The sequence below is a fragment of the Synechococcus sp. BS56D genome (assembly GCF_004332405.1).
Taxonomy (GTDB): Bacteria; Cyanobacteriota; Cyanobacteriia; order PCC-6307; family Cyanobiaceae; genus Synechococcus_C.
Genome location: NZ_PHQU01000002.1, coordinates 318,231 through 335,065 on the forward strand (window position 1 = coordinate 318,231; position 16,835 = coordinate 335,065).

Sequence of the window (16,835 nt, forward strand, 5' to 3'; positions counted from 1 at the left end):
GAGGGCATCAGAGTCTACGGAGATGAATCCAACTCAGGCGGCTCGTTGCTCCAGCAAGCTGGCCGCATAGGCACGCGCTTCGTTCAGATCACCACCGGCGAGCTCCGCCAATTCCTGCTGTCGGGCCTGAGTGTCCCGCAGGTGGGACACTCGCGAGCGGGTCACACCAGCATCCACCGCTTTACTGACGCGGAAGTGATGGTCAGCAGCAGCGGCCACCAATGGCTGATGCGTCACGCAGAACACCTGGCGGTGACGCGACAACCGTCGCAAAAGATCCGCCATTGCACCGCTGACGCGGCCACTCACACCGGAATCGATCTCGTCAAACAGCAGCGTGCTGGACCCATCGACATCAGCCAGGCAGGTCTTAAGGGCCAGCAGAAAGCGCGACATCTCTCCACCAGAAGCCACCTCGCCCAGCGGCGCCAGGGGCTGGCCGGGGTTGGCTGAAAAGAGAAAGCGAATCGCATCCGCCCCGGATTCGGAAGGGTCGGCCGGATCGACAGCCACCTGAAAGCGAACATTGGCCAGACCCATGGGGCGCAGATAAGCCAAGAGGTCCTCCTCCAGCTGATGGGCCACTCCCTTGCGCAGAGCGGTCAGCTGTTGATTGACCTCATCCCGACGCTGACGAGCCGCGGCTTCCTGTTGCTCTAGGGCGTGGACAACGGCTTCCGCTCCTCCGGGCTCGAAGCTCTCGCGCAAGCCATCACGCAGCACGCAGAGCTCCGCCAGATCCTTGCCATGACGCCGCTCCAGGCGTTTGAGCAAAGCCAAGCGCTCCTGCAGATCACTGAGCCGGGCGGGGTCACTCTCCAGGGCAGCTCCATAGGTCTCCAGATCACGGATGAGATCCCGCAACCCCGCCTCCAGATCCAAACAGCGGTCACCCAGACCCTGGAGGGAGGCATCCAGCTGGGCCATCTGCTGCAGTTCATGGCAACAGACCAGCAGATGATCCACAGCGGAGGGCGCCTGATCGGCACCGTCCTGAAGGCGCCCGATCAAAACGGCAAGCCCCTCCTGGAGGCGCACGCCATGGACCAGTCGATCCTGTTCAGCAGTGAGAAGGGCGATCTCATTGGGATCATCCAGAGCCGCAGCCTCCAGTTCCTCCAGCAGGGCCTGATGATGCTCGCGCTCCCGCTCGAGCCGTTCCCGATCCTCGCGGGCTCTCTCGAGAGTGCGCTGCTGATCGCGCCATTGCTGCCAAGCGCGACGCACCTCAACCAAAGGTTCCTCAAGAGCGATGGAACCCAGTTGGTCGAGCCATTGGCGCTGCAAACCCGGTCGAGCTAGCTGCTGGGTCTGACCCTGAACCGTGAGATCGATCAACATCGGCCGAAGGGAGAGCACCTGCTGACGATTCACGGCCACGCCATTAAGGCGAAAGCGGCTGCTAAGGCGATCGTCCTGCCGACGCCAATCGCGACTGATCAGGAGCTCCTCCTCCTCATCGAGAGGCAGCTCCTGCTCTTCCAACCAGGTGAGCATCGTGGGCTGCAAAGAAAAACGGGCTTCGATAGAGGCCCGCTCCCGGTCGTGGGGCACCAAACGCTGAGCCGCCGGACCCTGCAGGCCACCGAGCACAGCATCGAGGGCATCCAAAAGGATTGACTTACCTGCTCCCGTCTCTCCTGTGAGCACGGTGAAGCCCCGCTCAAAATCGAGCTCCAGGCGGTCGATCAGGGCGATGTTCTGGAGGCGCAGCCCGGTCAGCACGACAGCTCCCGGTGGTCGCGTTGACCGTAGCGGCTGCCCAGCTCGTTTAGAAGGGGTGCACTGGCGTCGCCGGCCGTGATGAATCAGGAACTCGGAGATTTCATCGAGGCCTCAGGGCTGATGGAGTACGACCCTGCCGCGATCACCCGGATCTACGCGGGGCATCCCAACCGTCTGCTCAAACGCCTCTGGCAGACCCTGGTGCCCATCGGACTCCTGCTACTGGGCATCGGTTTCGACTGGCTCTTTCAACTGCTGAAGAGCCCGGAACGGGCGAGGCAACGGGCCGGGGAATGCGCCGAACTGCTCGTGGATCTGGGACCGGCCTTTATCAAGGCAGGGCAGGCTCTTTCCACCCGACCAGACATCGTTCCTCCGGTGCTTCTCGAGGAACTCGCCCAACTGCAGGACCAGCTCCCAGGATTCTCCAGCGAGCTGGCGATGGCCTGCATCGAAGAGGACCTGGGAGCACCGGTTGACACCATCTTCGCGACCCTCGAACGGGAGCCGATCTCCGCGGCCTCGCTCGGTCAGGTGCATCGGGGGGTACTGAAGGGAGGACAGCGGGTGGCTGTGAAAGTGCAACGGCCAGGACTGCGGGAACAGATCACCCTCGACCTCTACATCGTCCGCAACATCGCTGCCTGGCTCAACAGCAACATCGGGCTGATCCGCAGCGATCTGGTGGCCCTGATCGATGAACTGGGCCGGAGAGTCTTCGAGGAGATGGACTACCTCAACGAAGCGCAAAACGCCGAGACCTTCCGCGATCTCCACAGCCACAACCCGCGCATCGCCGTACCGCGCATCTACAGGGAAGCCACCAGTCGCCGGGTGCTCACCATGGAGTGGATCGATGGTGTGAAGCTCACCAATCTCGAGGCTGTGCGGGCCATGGGAATCGATCCCGATGACATGGTCGAGGTGGGGGTCAACTGCAGCCTCCAGCAGCTACTGGAACATGGTTTTTTCCATGCCGATCCCCATCCTGGGAATCTGCTCGCTCTTCAAGACGGACGGCTCTGCTACCTCGATTTCGGAATGATGAGCGAGGTGAGCCGAGAGTCGCGAACGGGGTTGATCCAGGCCGTGGTGCATCTGGTGAACCGCAACTTCAGCAAGCTCTCCAAGGATTTCGTGACCCTGGGCTTTCTGGCGGAAGACGTGAATCTCGAACCGATCGTTCCAGCCTTCGAGAGCGTGTTCAGCCAGGCCTTGGAGATGGGAGTCAACCGGATGGACTTCAAGAGCGTCACCGATGACATGTCGGGAGTGATGTATCGCTTCCCCTTCCGGGTGCCGCCCTACTACGCCCTAATCATTCGCTCCCTGGTGACCCTGGAGGGAATCGCCCTAAGCGTCGATCCTGAGTTCAAGATCCTCGGTGCCGCCTATCCCTACTTCGCCCGACGATTGATGGAGGACCCGGATCCGCAGCTGCGTCAGAGCCTCAAAGAAATGCTGTTTGACGGCGATGCGTTCCGTTGGGCACGCCTGGAGAATCTGATGGCCAGTGCCGCCAGTCAAGCCCAGCTGGATCTCGACACCCTGCTGGATCAGGTGCTCGATTTCCTGTTCTCCCCCAACGGCGGCATGCTGCGCAACCAACTGGTGGAGGCGGTGATCGATCGCATCGACAGTTTTGGATGGCTAGCAATGCGTCGGATTGGCCGCCAGCTTCCCCGGCCCCTTCAACCACCAGCTCTGATGATGCAATCCGACTGGAACGACAACGAGATGCTGGATCTCGAACCGATCCGGCAACTGCTGAGCGTGCTTCAGCAACTACCGGGATTCCGTCCGGAACTTCTGCTCAGTCGTTTACCCCGCTTACTTCGAGAACCCGATGCACGCCGGATGGGTTTCAAGGTGGCCAAAGGGTTGGCCGAACGAGGAGTTGTCCGCCTTGTGAAGGTCGCCGCCGGAGTCCCTGCCTAGATTCCGCTGGCTAGGACCTGCCGATGCTTCGTTTCACCTCCGACCAATCACGGCGACGCGCTGTACTCGCCCTGACGACGGGTCTTGGCATCGGTCTCGGCAGCCTGTTAGCACCCGCCCACGCCGCCAAGGATGTGGCCTTCGTCAGCGGTGCCTTTCGGCGTTCGATTTCGGTAGCGGATCTTGCATACCTGGCTGACACGGGCAAACCCCGCGGTCTGCTGGCCGACATCCTGCGCCTCAGCCGTCAGGACCCTGAGGCTGTCGCCAAGCTCCTGAACCAAAAGCTCGATCTGCCCCTCGTGCTCACCAGTCGACTGATGTCGACCCGGATCGGCGATGTGATCATCCAACGGGTGGCGAAAATCATCTATCCACTGATGGTGCCTGCCCCGTCCGTGAGCGTGCCGGCCATTCGCGCCGGAGTGATCAACGGACTGCAAAAAGGCAGTGGTGGATTGAATGCGATCAAGTTTCTGGAGGCCTACCCGGCCGAGATCATGGAGGTGAACATCCCTGCCCTGATGGCCGTGATCGAAAAGGCGGAATCGATCGCAGGGCTGGTGAAATTCTTCTCCGAATCCCCCCTCGATGGACTCAAGGAAGCCAAGCCCTGAATCCATCCAACCCATGAGCCAGGGCCCAGCCGCATAGATTCCTTGGGTCCTTTGCGTTGTGCCGGTGTCTCTGCTCCAGAAGCTGCGCAGGCGTCTGACCACAGGTCCTGTGATGCAGGACTGGCCAGGCCTGATCGAGGCCTACAGGAGCTGGCTCCCCGTCAGTGACGCTACGCCTGTCATCACCCTGAGGGAGGGAGCCACCCCCCTGATTCCCGTGCCTTCAGTCAGCGAGCGGATCGGCCGCGGCGTGAAGGTCTACGTGAAGTACGACGGTCTGAACCCAACGGGATCCTTCAAGGACCGGGGCATGACCATGGCGATCAGCAAAGCCAAGGAAGCAGGCTGCGAAGCAGTGATCTGCGCCAGCACCGGCAACACATCCGCTGCAGCTGCCGCCTACGCCCGCCGGGCCGGCATGCGGGCGTTTGTGCTGATTCCCGATGGCTACGTGGCCCAGGGAAAACTGGCTCAGGCCTTGGTCTACGGCGCCGAGGTTCTAGCAATCCGTGGAAACTTCGATCGCGCCCTCGACATCGTGCGTGAAGTCTCCGACCGCTATCCGGTCACCCTGGTGAATTCGGTGAATCCCTACAGGCTCCAAGGACAGAAGACAGCTGCCTTCGAAGTGATCGAAGCCCTGGGTGATGCTCCGGACTGGCTGTGTATTCCCATGGGTAATGCGGGCAATATCACCGCCTACTGGATGGGGTTCCAGGAGTACCACCAAGCTGGTCGCAGCCGCAGGCTGCCCCGAATGATGGGGTTCCAGGCCAGTGGATCCGCCCCACTCGTCAACGAGACCACGGTGGAAGATCCAGAAACGATTGCCACAGCGATCCGGATCGGTAATCCAGTGAACCGGGAGAAAGCGATCGCAGCCCGTCAGGCCAGCAATGGCGCCTTCCTGGACGTCACCGATGCCGAAATCGTGGCCGCCTACAAACTGCTGGGAGGGCAAGAAGGTGTGTTCTGCGAACCCGCCAGCGCCGCATCCGTCGCCGGTCTACTGAAGCGGAAGGATGAGGTGCCGAGCGGAGCCACTGTGGTGTGTGTGCTCACAGGCAATGGCCTCAAGGATCCCGATTGCGCGATCCAGAACAACGATGCCTCCTTCCACACGGATCTCGATCCAGACCTGGGCACGGTGGCCAAGGTCATGGGGTTCTGAAAACAGAGCGAAATCTCCCCCCTCTAAGAGGGGGTTTTTTTATGAGTCAGCACCGCAACCAGCCAGCAAACTGCCTGCGGAAGACGGCTGCCAACCGTTTCCAGAACCCGTGGAAAACCCTGGCAAACAAGCCTCATCGACCAACGGCATCGTCTCCACAGCCTGTGCAATCTGTGCAGAACGGTCATTTCTCCAGGTCAGCCTCGTCTCTCTCCCCAGGGCTGTGAACTGAAGATCGCCCATGAGGCAGGCGCTCTGGGCCTTTTTCCACGCTTTCCCCAGCACCGACTACGGCTGTTTGGATTGGTTTTAAAAAAGATCTAATCCTTAATCCGGATCAGGAACAAACCAGATCCAATGCCATTGCACTTCTCCCGAGCCTGTGAAACCGTGGGAGGCCATTCAGAATCAACGGTCCAGACGTTGACGCCATGAAACTGGTCTGTTCCCAGGCTGAACTCAACGCCGCTCTGCAGCTGGTCAGTCGCGCTGTCGCGTCCCGCCCGACCCATCCGGTGTTGGCCAATGTGCTGCTCACGGCCGATGCCGGAACAGGTCGGCTGAGCCTCACCGGGTTTGATCTCAATCTCGGCATTCAGACGTCCCTGGCTGCCTCTGTTGACAGCAGTGGAGCCGTCACCCTGCCCGCCAGGCTCCTGGGGGAGATCGTTTCGCGGCTCTCGAATGAATCTCCAGTAACCCTGGCGTCGGATGAGGCGGGGGAACAGGTGGAGCTCACCAGCCTCAGCGGCAGCTATCAGATGCGTGGCATGCCCGCTGATGAATTCCCCGAGCTGCCGCTCGTTGAGAACGGCACAGCCCTGCGATTGGATTCGGCGGCCCTCGTGCGAGCCCTGCGGGCCACCCTCTTCGCCAGCAGCGGTGATGAAGCCAAGCAGCTGTTGACCGGCGTGCATCTCCGCTTTGAGGGGCGCCATCTTGAGGCTGCCTCCACGGATGGTCACCGACTGGCGGTGCTGGCGGTGCCCGATGCCCTTCAGGAGGATCAGGACGAGCTCGCGGTGACCTTGCCCGCCCGCTCCCTGCGGGAGGTCGAGCGCTTGGTGGCGGGTTGGAAGGGGGACGACCCTGTGACCCTTTTTTATGACCGGGGGCAGGTTGTGGTGCTTGCCGCAGATCAAATGGTGACCAGTCGCACCTTGGAGGGCACCTATCCCAACTATCGGCAGCTGATTCCCGAAAGCTTCAGCAGGGTGCTCGAACTGGATCGCCGAGGCTTCATCGCCGCTCTTGAACGGGTGGCTGTCCTGGCCGATCAGCACAACAACGTGGTGCGAATCGCCAGTGACCCCAGCTCCGGTCTCGTGCAGATCAGCGCAGATGTTCAGGATGTCGGCAGTGGTTCTGAGTCTTTGGCTGCCGAGTTGAGTGGTGAAGCTGTGCAGATCGCCTTCAACGTCCGTTATGTGCTGGATGGTTTGAAAGCCATGGAGGGTGATCGGATCCGTCTTCGTTGCAATGCCCCCACCACGCCGGCTGTCCTCTCGGCCGCCGATGATGAATCCAGCTTCACCTACCTGGTGATGCCTGTTCAGATCCGCAACTGAGTCCTTGTCACGTCCCGATCAGATCCTGCTGAGCGATCTGCTGCGGCATCGGGTCCGTTGCGATCAGGGCCTCGATCACGGCCCCGGAGTGATGGCCTGGATGCATCCACCGGTGCATCGGTTGCTGGGTTGGGTCAGTCGTCCATCAGCGCTGCGCACCACTCGAGCGGTTTGGCGTCTTGATCAATGGCGCGGGCTCAGTGAGCAGGAGGCCTTTGTCAAAGGTCCCCCGGCAGAGGCTGACCTCGCCACGCTTGAGCGTCTTCCCACGTTGATGGAGGCTGATCTGCTCGATCGCCACGGAGAACGGCTGGGCAGCATTGCTGATTTGGCTGTCGTACCGGCCACCGGTCAGATCCTCCACTACCTCGTGTGCAGGAGTGATCCACGGTTGCCCGGCAGCAGTCGCTGGCGTCTGAGTCCCGATCGGATCGTGGATCAGCAGCCTGGTCAGGTCACCACGGCGCTCCGGGAACTGGATGAATTGCCCTTGGCCCGAGCCAGCGTTCGTCAGGATTTCCTGCGGCGCTCCCGCCACTGGCGCGAACAGCTGCAGCAGATGGGTGATCGCGCCGGTGAACGGCTCGAAGGTTGGTTGGAGGAGCCCCCCTGGGAGGGCTCTGGGGGCGACTTTGATACGGAAGTGGACGACCACGACCAGGAGCGTTCTCAAGCTCGATGGTCTGATGCATCGTCTTGGGAGGAAGAGGATTGGGGGGATACCTGGGCTGACGAACAACCGGTGCGTCCTGACTCCCCCTCATCACGACGGCGGGATGACGATCCCGATCCCTGGATCTGATCCCGCCGTCGGCAACACTGGGAGAAGCTGACATCCCGTTTGTGGCTTCGTCTCCTGCTTCGGCGCAGTCGTTTGATGTGTCCGCCGCTCTCCGTCAGGAGGGATTGACCGAGGAGGACTACCGCGAAATCCAGCGCCGTCTTGGACGGGACCCGAATCGGGCGGAGTTGGGCATGTTCGGTGTGATGTGGTCGGAACACTGCTGTTACCGCAATTCCAGGCCGTTGTTGCGGGGATTCCCCACGGAAGGACCGCGCATTCTTGTGGGGCCTGGTGAAAACGCAGGTGTCGTGGATCTCGGTGACGGACACCGTCTCGCCTTCAAGATCGAGAGTCACAATCACCCGTCGGCGGTGGAACCGTTCCAGGGAGCGGCGACCGGCGTGGGCGGCATCCTGCGGGACATCTTCACCATGGGGGCCCGTCCGATTGCCTTGCTCAACGCGCTCCGCTTCGGACCTCTGGACGAGCCGAGCAATCGGGGCCTGCTTGAGGGTGTGGTCGCCGGCATTGCCCATTACGGCAACTGTGTCGGCGTTCCCACCGTTGGCGGGGAGGTGGCCTTTGATCCCTCCTACAGCGGCAATCCCCTCGTGAATGCCATGGCACTCGGTCTGATGGAGACCGATGACATCGTCAAATCCGGGGCCATGGGTGTTGGTAATCCCGTGGTTTATGTGGGCAGCACCACCGGTCGCGATGGCATGGGTGGGGCCAGCTTTGCCAGTGCGGAACTGAGTGCTGCTTCTTTGGATGACCGACCCGCTGTTCAGGTGGGCGATCCCTTTTTGGAGAAGGGATTGATCGAGGCCTGTTTGGAGGCTTTCAAAAGTGGAGATGTGGTTGCTGCTCAGGACATGGGTGCGGCTGGTCTGACCTGCAGCTGCTCGGAAATGGCAGCCAAGGGAGATGTGGGTGTGGAGCTGGATCTTGATCGCGTGCCCGCCAGGGAGGAGGGAATGACCGCCTACGAATATCTGCTGTCGGAATCCCAGGAGCGGATGTTGTTCGTGGTGCGTGCCGGGCGGGAGGAAGCGTTGATGGAACGCTTCCGCCGCTGGGGCCTGCAGGCGGCTGTGGTCGGTCGTGTTCTTGAGGAGCCCGTGGTTCGGGTGCTCCAGCACGGTGCCGTGGCGGCGGAGATTCCGGCCCGCGCGCTGGCGGAGGACACCCCGATCAATACGCATACCTTGATCGCGGAACCCCCTCTGGACATACAGCAGCATTGGCGTTGGACCGAGACCGATCTGCCCGCAGCGGACCCAGGCCACGACTGGGGAGAGGATCTGCTCCGTTTGTTGGATGACCCAACCATCGCCAGCAAACGTTGGGTCTATCGCCAGTACGACCAGCAGGTGTTGGCCAATACCGTCATTCCTGCCGGTGGCGCCGATGCAGCTGTTGTGCGCCTTCGACCGCAGCAGGGGGATGGCTCTCTATCGGCTGTGGAGCGGGGCGTGGCCGCCACGGTGGATTGCCCCAACCGTTGGGTCGCCCTGGACCCGGAGCGTGGAGCCATGGCAGCCGTTGCGGAAGCAGCCCGCAATCTCAGCTGTGTTGGTGCCGAACCACTCGCCGTCACCGACAACCTCAACTTCCCTTCACCGGAAACCGACCGTGGTTACTGGCAACTCGCCATGGCCTGCCGCGGTCTCTCGGAAGCCTGTAGGCAGCTCAACACTCCCGTCACCGGTGGCAACGTGTCTCTCTACAACGAGACCCGAAGCGACGATGGCACGCTCCGACCGATTCATCCGACCCCGGTCGTGGGCATGGTCGGTCTGGTGGAGACCATCGCTTCGGTGATCGGTCTGGGTTGGCGCCGTTCCGGGGATCCCCTGTTTCTCCTGGGTGTCGCCCCTGATGAAGCCAATGACGATCGATTAGGCCTGGCTGGCAGCGCTTATCAGGGGGTGATTCATGGCCTGCTCAGCGGCCGGCCGCCGCGGCCTGATCTTGCCCTTGAGGCTCGTGTGCAGGCCCTCGTGCGTGCCGGGGCAGCTTCCGGTCTGCTCGCTTCAGCCCATGACTGCAGCGATGGTGGTTTGGCTGTGGCTCTGGCTGAGAGTTGTTTAGCGGTTGGTCTCGGTGCACAGATTGATCTGTCCGCTTGCGCTGCGCGGCCGGAACGTCTCCTCTTTGCCGAAGGTGGTGCGCGGATCGTGATCTCTGTGAAGGCTGAATGTCTGTCGGCCTGGACGGCTTTGTTGGCGGGTCCTGAAGGTCGGGACGTGCCGGTCACGACCCTGGGAACCGTGACGGATCAGCAGCGACTGACCCTCAGCATCGGTGATCAGCGCATGATCGATACCCCTGTTGAGGCCTTGGTTCAGGCCCATGAGCAGGCCTTGCCCCGCCGGATGGAGGCGTGAGGGCGTGAGGCACAATCAGAAGGAACTCTGAAGACGAGGCGCCCTGTGCATCAGTTTGCGGCTGAGCGTCCCGATCGAATGGAGGAGGCCTGCGGCGTTTATGCCGTGCTCGCGGCTGATCAGCCCGTGGCCAACCTCACCTATTTCGGCCTTTACTCCCTTCAACATCGCGGTCAGGAATCAGCTGGGATCGCTGTCTTCAATCAGGGCAAGGTGCGCCTGCATAAGGACATGGGTCTGGTCAGCCAGGTGTTTGACCAGGATGTGCTCGCTCGTATGCCCGGCCATCTCGCCGTTGGCCATAACCGCTATTCCACCACCGGTAGCAGCCGCGTCTGCAATGCCCAACCTGTGGTGCTGATGACCCGCCTTGGTCCGTTTGCCTTGGCCCACAACGGCAATCTGGTCAATGCCGCTGAGTTACGGGAGCGGGTTGACGATGGTGCTGCCGAATTCACGTCAACGACTGATTCAGAGCTGATCGCTCTGGCGATTCAGCAGGCTGTCGAGCGTGGGCTCGATTGGGAGCCGGCCATTCGCGAGGCCGCGGCCCTCTGCCGAGGCGCCTTCAGCCTCGTGATTGGCACATCAGATGCTCTCTTCGCGTTGCGCGATGGTTACGGCATTCGGCCACTCGTGTTTGGCCGTTTAGGTGAGGCCGCCGATGGTCACTGGGTGGTGAGCAGTGAAACATGCGGTCTGGACATCATTGGAGCTAGTTATGAAGATGATGTGAAACCTGGTGAGATTGTTCGTTTTTGTTGTGGTGATCTAGAGCCTAAACGTGATCACTGGGTCGAGGCATCGACGCGGATGTGTGTGTTTGAAATGATTTATTTTGCTCGCCCTGATAGTCGTTTCTTTGGGGAATCTCTCTACAGCTACCGGCAGCGAATTGGCCGGATTCTTGCTAAGGAATCGGCTGTCGAAGCCGATCTCGTGATTGGTGTTCCTGACTCGGGAATCCCCGCTGCAATTGGCTACTCCCAGGAGAGTGGTATCGCCTTTGCTGATGGACTGATCAAGAATCGCTATGTCGGTCGAACCTTTATTCAACCGACTCAGGCGATGCGTGAAGCGGGAATCCGCGTGAAGCTCAATCCTTTGCCTGATGTGCTGTCTGGCAAGCGTGTTGTGGTGATTGATGACTCAATCGTGCGTGGTACGACCAGCCGAAAATTGGTGCAGGCCCTTCGCGATGCCGGTGCCACGGAGGTCCATATGCGCATTAGCTCTCCCCCGGTGACCCATCCCTGTTTCTATGGCATTGACACCGACACTCAGGATCAGCTGATTGCAGCTCGCCTCACGATCGAGGAGATCACCGCTCACCTCAAGGTGGATTCGTTGGCCTATCTGAGTAAGGAGGGCATGGTGGAGGCCGCCAAGGCCAATTCCGAGCATTTCTGCACGGCTTGTTTTGATGGTGCCTATCCAATTCCCATGGATCAAAGCGTCAGCTCCAGCAAGTTGATGTTGGAGCCCTCGGGTGTGGCTGCGGTTAACAGGGCTCAGGCCTGATCGCTGATGATTGGAATTAAATCCACAAGCGTTTCCTCTGCTTTCAGAGGAAGCTGCAGTCCCTGGTCTGTTGCAATGTCGGCTGAGAGCAAACGGCCATGACGGCCTTGGCTGGAGACCACCCCCAGCAGCGTGTCAGCGGAACTGATCGCCACCACTCGATCGTTTGGCTCCTGGTCCTCATGAAGCTTGATCACTACATCGCCCAGGTCACCACGCCTGCAGAGGCGTAGCTCATTCAAGGGCTGTCGGATCAACCGTCCCCTCTGGGTGGCAAGGATCAAATCGCTCTCTGACTGCTCATCCAGACTCAGGGCACCGATCAGTTGCTCCTCGGGCAGCAGACGCATGGCGATGGGTCCTTGAGCCAGCTTGCCCATCAGCGGCAGGGTGCTCTCATCGACTGGCAACTGCAGCACCCTTCCCAGGTTTGACACCAGAGCCACCGTTCCTCCGTCTTTGCAGATCAGAGCTGTTTGCAGGCTCACGCCATCCTTGAGTTTGAGGATCGTCGCTGCTCGTCCTGAGAGGTCCTGCAGGTCTTCAAGGGGCAGCCGCTTGAAGCGTCCGTCCGTGCTCAGCAGCCCCAGAGACAGGTTGGAGTCTGACTGTCCGGCGTCCGGCAGTCGCAGCAAACTGACCAGCGGATCGCCTTCCAGAGCGGTGGGCAGGAATCGTTCCAGGGAGCCTGGCTGCTGTCCGGCGAATTCCCAGCGCAGGAGAGCAATGCGACCGGTCGCGGAGAGGGCCAGCAATCGTGGTGCCGATGTGACGGGCAGGATCAGTCGTGCCGGTGCTGGTTCATCGCCCAGGGGAGCGGCTTCCTGTAGGTGCAACCGTCCGAGGAGCTGGGGGCTGATCACCTTCACCTGACCATCGGCCTGGATCAGTAGGCGGGCATCCCCCGGGAGGGCTTCAAGGGCCTGCTGACGCTGAAGCTCTGCGGTTGGTCGTTGATTTGCCGCCCGTTCTGCCAGCAGGTGATCGCCCCCTTCAATCAAGCGGGTGCGTCGCGGTGTTGCGAAGCGCTTTTTCAGTTGTTTGAGCTCGGCCACCAGGGTATCCAGTAGCTCGTCCCGCTCCTGCAGCAATCGTTGGAGACGGCTGCGTTCCTGACGGAGGTCGTTCGCTTCCTGGCGCAGGCTTTCCTGTTCCAAGCCTGTGAGTCTGCGCAGCGGCATTGCCAGTACAGCATCGGCCTGTCGCTCGCTCAGGCTGAGATGCACCATCAAGCTGGCCCGGGCGCTGGCGGCGTCGCGGGCTTTCTGGATCATCTCGATCACCTCTTGCAGCGCATTGAGGGCGCTGATTAGACCCTCCACCACTTCCAACCGGTCCTCTGTTTTGCGCAGCGCATGGCTGGTGCGCCGGATCAGGGTCTGCTCTCGGTAATCAAGGAAGGTTTGCAGCAACTGCCTCAAGGACAGCTGCTGGGGCTGACCATCCACCAGGGCGAGCAGGATGGCGCCGAAGTTGCTCTGCAGGGATGTGCGTCGTTGCAGGTCCTGGAGGACTTTTTCAGGATCTGCATCCCGCCTGAGTTCCACTACGACGCGCATGCCGTCTCGGTCGCTCTCATCGCGGATATCGGCAATGCCGCCGATGCGGCCATCGTTCACCTGCTCTGCCAGTTTTTCGATCCAGCCAGCCTTGCTCAGTTGGAACGGCAGCTCAGTAATCACCACCGCATTGCGCTTATGCCGACCTTTGCCAGGTTGCACCTCTTCAATGTGAGCGACACCCCGCATGGGAATGCTGCCCCGACCGTTCAGGTAGGTCTCGCGTACACCACTTCCCAGCAGCACTTCTCCGCCGGTCGGGAAGTCTGGCCCTGGAACCAGCTCTAGGAGTTTGGCATCGCTCAGTTCGGGTTTGCGCACCAGTGCCACCAGGGCATCCACCACTTCACCCAGGTTGTGAGGGGGGATGTTGGTGGCCATGCCCACGGCGATGCCGGCACAACCGTTCAGCAGCAGAAAGGGAAGCTGGGCAGGGAGAACCGTGGGTTCTTGTTGGGATCCGTCAAAGTTGGCCGCGAAATCAACGGTGTCATCACCGATTTCGTCCAGCAGCCCCTCATGGGCGATCGGTGCAAGCCGCGTTTCCGTGTAACGCATGGCTGCCGGGGGATCGTCATCGACGGATCCGAAGTTGCCGTGGCCATCCAGCAGTGGATGACGACTGGAGAAGGTCTGCACCAGGCGCACAAGCGCGTCATAGACCGCCTGATCTCCATGGGGGTGGTACTTGCCCAGCACATCCCCAACCACCCGAGCGCATTTCCGGTAAGGCCGGTCTGGGGTCAGCCCCAGTTCGTGCATCGCGTACAGGATGCGTCGCTGAACCGGTTTGAGGCCATCGCGGGCATCGGGCAGTGCCCGACCCACGATCACGCTCATGGCGTATTCGAGATATGAGCGCTGCATCTCTTGATGCAGGGCGATCGGTTGAACGCGCTCCTCGGCCATCCGGATCGGGAATTCTGAGGGCGGAAGGGGCTCAGCCTACAGATCTCTGAGGGATTGATCAGGCGATTCAGCGTCCGCTGCTGGGATCGGCATTGGCTTCCGCCCGTTCGACAGCGTCTTTAAGGGTCGAGCTGGAGAGGAGCGTGCTCGTGGCCTGGCGCAGATTCAGACCCCAGAGCTGTTGTTTTTGATGGGCCGGCAGCACGTAATTGGGATCTTCCGCCAGGGCCTGACGGGCCAGGGTCAGGGCCTCATCACTGCCGGGTGACTGGCTGTTAAGGGCGGCGGCCAGCGCCAGCATCGGTTCTGCGTTGCGTTTGATGTTCAGCACCCGCCGCCAGCGCTGGATTGCCTCGCGGGTGTTGCCCATCTCAAACAGCACCAGTGCCTGGTTGTTCACCGCTTCCCAGAAGGTGGGTTTGAGTGATGACGCTTTTTCAAAAGCCTTCAGTGCAGACCTGTAGTCGGTCTGCATGATCCGGGCGTTCCCCAGGTCGAAATAGGCGCCAGGGTTGTTGGGATCGAGCTTCAGCCCTTCATCCAGCAGCGGAATCGCGTCATCTGGCCTGTTGTCCCGAAGGGCTAGAGATGCTTCTGCGAACCAGAGGCCGGCCTTCTTGGGGTTTAGTTGTTTGGCCCGTGCGAGAGATTCGGCGGCCTGATTCAGTTGCTCGCTGCGCAGCTGGGCTTCCGCCAGAACCGACCAAAGTCGTTCATCGTTCGGTTGCAGACGCACGGCGAGGGCAGCCAGACGGGCGGCTTCCTCGGGTTGTCCGAGCTTGAGAAGTTGCGCAGCGGTGCGTCCGATGCCAATGCCGGAACCCTCCAGTTCTTGGCTGCTGGGTAGATACACCGTGGGAACAAGTGCCCTCGAGGCAGGTGGCAGCATCACGCTGGCCAGGCCCATCAATGCCGCTGCACACCAGGTCGCTCTGCCGACGCGCTGACCCTGCCGCCCCATCACTGTGCCTCAGATCCGTTCAGGTTAGGCGGGCTCTCCACAGCCGTCGCTGCCGCGTTTCGTCTCCACATCCAGGGTTTGATCCGGCGCAGTGCCGATCCCTGCAATTTGTCTCCCCAGGTGACGTCATCCCAGCTGAGTGCCTGTTGGCGCGTCAGGCTGAGCACCCAGGGTCGCGGTTGCACATCGGGATCCTCACTGCTGGGGATCGAGCCTTGATTCCAAGGACAGACCTCCTGGCAGATGTCGCACCCGGCCACCCAGGGTCCGAGGGAGCTGCTGATCGCCTTTGGCAGTTCCGTCGTTCGGTTCTCGATGGTGTGATACGCCAGACAGAGTCGTGAATCGACGACAAAAGGTTCGCGAATTGCTGCGGTTGGACAGGCCTCCATGCAGCGTGTGCAGCGACCGCAGAGGGGCTTGGCTGCCTGGTCTGGATCCAGCTCCAAGGTGGTGAGTAGATGGCCGATCACCATCCAGGAGCCCCGCTGTTGATGGATCAGGTTGCTGTGCTTCCCGATCCAGCCCAGACCGGCTTCCTCAGCCCAGGCTTTGTCTAGTAGCGGTTCAGCATCCACACAGGCTCTCCAGCCCACGCCGGGATGCTGGGCTTCCAGCCAGCGACCCAGGCGTTTCAGTCGTTGGCTGACCACGCGGTGATAATCCCTTCCCCAGGCGTATCGGGCGATCGCCAGGGCTCCCTGTTCCCGGTTGGAAGCCACGTGGTAGTTGAGACCCACCGCAAGCAGGCTTCTGGCCCCTTCCAGCAACCGATCCGCAGCTAGACGCCGCGGTGCGGCCATCCAGCCCATCTCTGCCTGGTGGCCTGCTTCCAGCCAGCGTTGGAGGGCGGCTGTGCGCAGCTGCAGTCGGGCGCTACCCGGCAGTCGAGCGATGCCGACAGGATCGAACCCCTGGAGGCGCGCCTGCTGTTTCAGGGCCCTGCTGAGCTGGCACAGATCGGTGTCATGCGACACGGAAATCGACCGTAAAGTTGGGCACCTTTTGGCATCTTGCCGTGTCCGCTTCCGCTTCGGGTTCCTCCTCCAACCTGCGCCTCGCGCCGGTGCTGCGTTGGCTCGGTCTCACCCTGGTGGTTCTGCTCGCTCTGCAGATCTCCGTTGTGCTCAGCGGTGCGGATTGGTCTGAGCCGGCTTTTCAGCAGCTGTTGATCGAGCGGCTGGTCAGCCAAGCACCGATGGGTTTTGTCGGTTTGCTGTTGATGCTGATCGGTTCCCGTCTGGATCATCCCGGTGCTGAGCGCACCGTGATCCGTTGGGTCGTCTGCGTTCTTTCCGCTCTGCTCACGGTGGTCATGATCGCGGTGGTTCCCATGGCGATCAGCGGCAATCAGACCCTTTCCGGTCAAGCGGACCAGACCCTTCAGCAGCGTCGCGGTCAGCTCGAGATGGCCCGTCAGCAAGGCAAGAATCCCGACAACGTCAAAATGCTCGGCGACCAACTGGCCCAGGCCGGTCAGCTCCCAGCTGGGGCGAGCGATGAAGAGAAAACCAAGGCGGCTCAGCGCTTTATCGATGGTCAGCTTCAGCAGATGGACGACCAGATCCAGCAGGCGGAGCGTCAGCGCAACCTTGCGGTGAATCAGCGCCGTTATGGCGGCACCGTCAGTGCTGTGGTGCTAGCTATCGCCTTCGTTCTTCTTGCCTTTGCAGCCGTTCTCTGAACGGCTTT

The 16,835-nt window shown here is 61.2% G+C and carries 12 protein-coding genes; 8 read left to right on the forward strand and 4 right to left on the reverse strand.

Translation table 11 applies throughout. The features are described 5' to 3' along the window. Nucleotides 1-33: 33 nt before the first annotated feature. Entirely contained in the window at nt 34-1,725 is a 1,692-nt protein-coding gene (gene recN / locus CWE17_RS04255) for a DNA repair protein RecN (RefSeq protein ID WP_131455103.1), read from the reverse strand. A 78-nt stretch (nt 1,726-1,803) separates the two neighbouring features. Here recN and CWE17_RS04260 point away from each other — a divergent pair, with 78 nt between their 5' ends. From CWE17_RS04260 to purF, 7 genes are all read left to right on the forward strand, one after another. Further along, on the forward strand, nt 1,804-3,663 hold the full coding sequence (locus CWE17_RS04260; protein ID WP_131455104.1) for an AarF/ABC1/UbiB kinase family protein: 1,860 nt from the start codon (nt 1,804-1,806) through the stop codon (nt 3,661-3,663). Between the two features lie 23 nt (nt 3,664-3,686). After that, nucleotides 3,687-4,280 (forward strand): alpha/beta hydrolase, encoded by a 594-nt coding sequence (locus tag CWE17_RS04265; protein WP_131455105.1) that lies wholly within the window; start codon nt 3,687-3,689, stop codon nt 4,278-4,280. Between the two features lie 112 nt (nt 4,281-4,392). Continuing rightward, nucleotides 4,393-5,451, forward strand: coding sequence for a threonine synthase (thrC, locus tag CWE17_RS04270; RefSeq protein WP_131455241.1), 1,059 nt, complete (start codon nt 4,393-4,395; stop codon nt 5,449-5,451). A gap of 431 nt (nt 5,452-5,882) precedes the next feature. After that, entirely contained in the window at nt 5,883-7,019 is a 1,137-nt protein-coding gene (dnaN, locus tag CWE17_RS04275) for a DNA polymerase III subunit beta (RefSeq protein ID WP_131455106.1), read from the forward strand. A gap of 4 nt (nt 7,020-7,023) precedes the next feature. After that, nucleotides 7,024-7,821 carry an RNA methyltransferase gene (locus tag CWE17_RS04280; protein ID WP_131455107.1) on the forward strand — a complete coding sequence of 266 codons (798 nt, stop codon included), beginning with the start codon at nt 7,024-7,026 and terminating at the stop codon, nt 7,819-7,821. Nucleotides 7,822-7,862: 41 nt separating this feature from the next. After that, the gene (purL, locus tag CWE17_RS04285; RefSeq protein ID WP_131455108.1) at nt 7,863-10,193 is read left to right on the forward strand and encodes a phosphoribosylformylglycinamidine synthase subunit PurL; all 2,331 of its coding nucleotides are present in this window, start codon (nt 7,863-7,865) and stop codon (nt 10,191-10,193) included. A gap of 78 nt (nt 10,194-10,271) precedes the next feature. Continuing rightward, nucleotides 10,272-11,714: an amidophosphoribosyltransferase gene (gene purF / locus CWE17_RS04290; protein WP_240789239.1), complete on the forward strand. Its 1,443-nt coding sequence runs from the start codon at nt 10,272-10,274 to the stop codon at nt 11,712-11,714. Here the strand turns inward: purF and CWE17_RS04295 are convergent. From CWE17_RS04295 to queG, 3 genes are all read right to left on the reverse strand, one after another. After that, a complete protein-coding gene (locus tag CWE17_RS04295) occupies nt 11,705-14,182 on the reverse strand; it encodes a DNA topoisomerase (ATP-hydrolyzing) subunit A (RefSeq protein WP_131455110.1) in 2,478 nt (825 codons plus the stop codon). The two genes, purF and CWE17_RS04295, sit on opposite strands and share 10 nt — an antisense overlap. A gap of 67 nt (nt 14,183-14,249) precedes the next feature. Further along, on the reverse strand, nt 14,250-15,143 hold the full coding sequence (locus tag CWE17_RS04300; protein WP_131455111.1) for a tetratricopeptide repeat protein: 894 nt from the start codon (nt 15,141-15,143) through the stop codon (nt 14,250-14,252). Continuing rightward, nucleotides 15,143-16,120, reverse strand: coding sequence for a tRNA epoxyqueuosine(34) reductase QueG (queG, locus tag CWE17_RS04305; protein WP_131455112.1), 978 nt, complete (start codon nt 16,118-16,120; stop codon nt 15,143-15,145). The genes CWE17_RS04300 and queG overlap by 1 nt, the downstream gene beginning before the upstream one ends. A gap of 41 nt (nt 16,121-16,161) precedes the next feature. Here queG and CWE17_RS04310 point away from each other — a divergent pair, with 41 nt between their 5' ends. Next, nucleotides 16,162-16,827 (forward strand): HpsJ family protein, encoded by a 666-nt coding sequence (locus CWE17_RS04310; RefSeq protein WP_240789240.1) that lies wholly within the window; start codon nt 16,162-16,164, stop codon nt 16,825-16,827. Nucleotides 16,828-16,835: the final 8 nt, after the last annotated feature.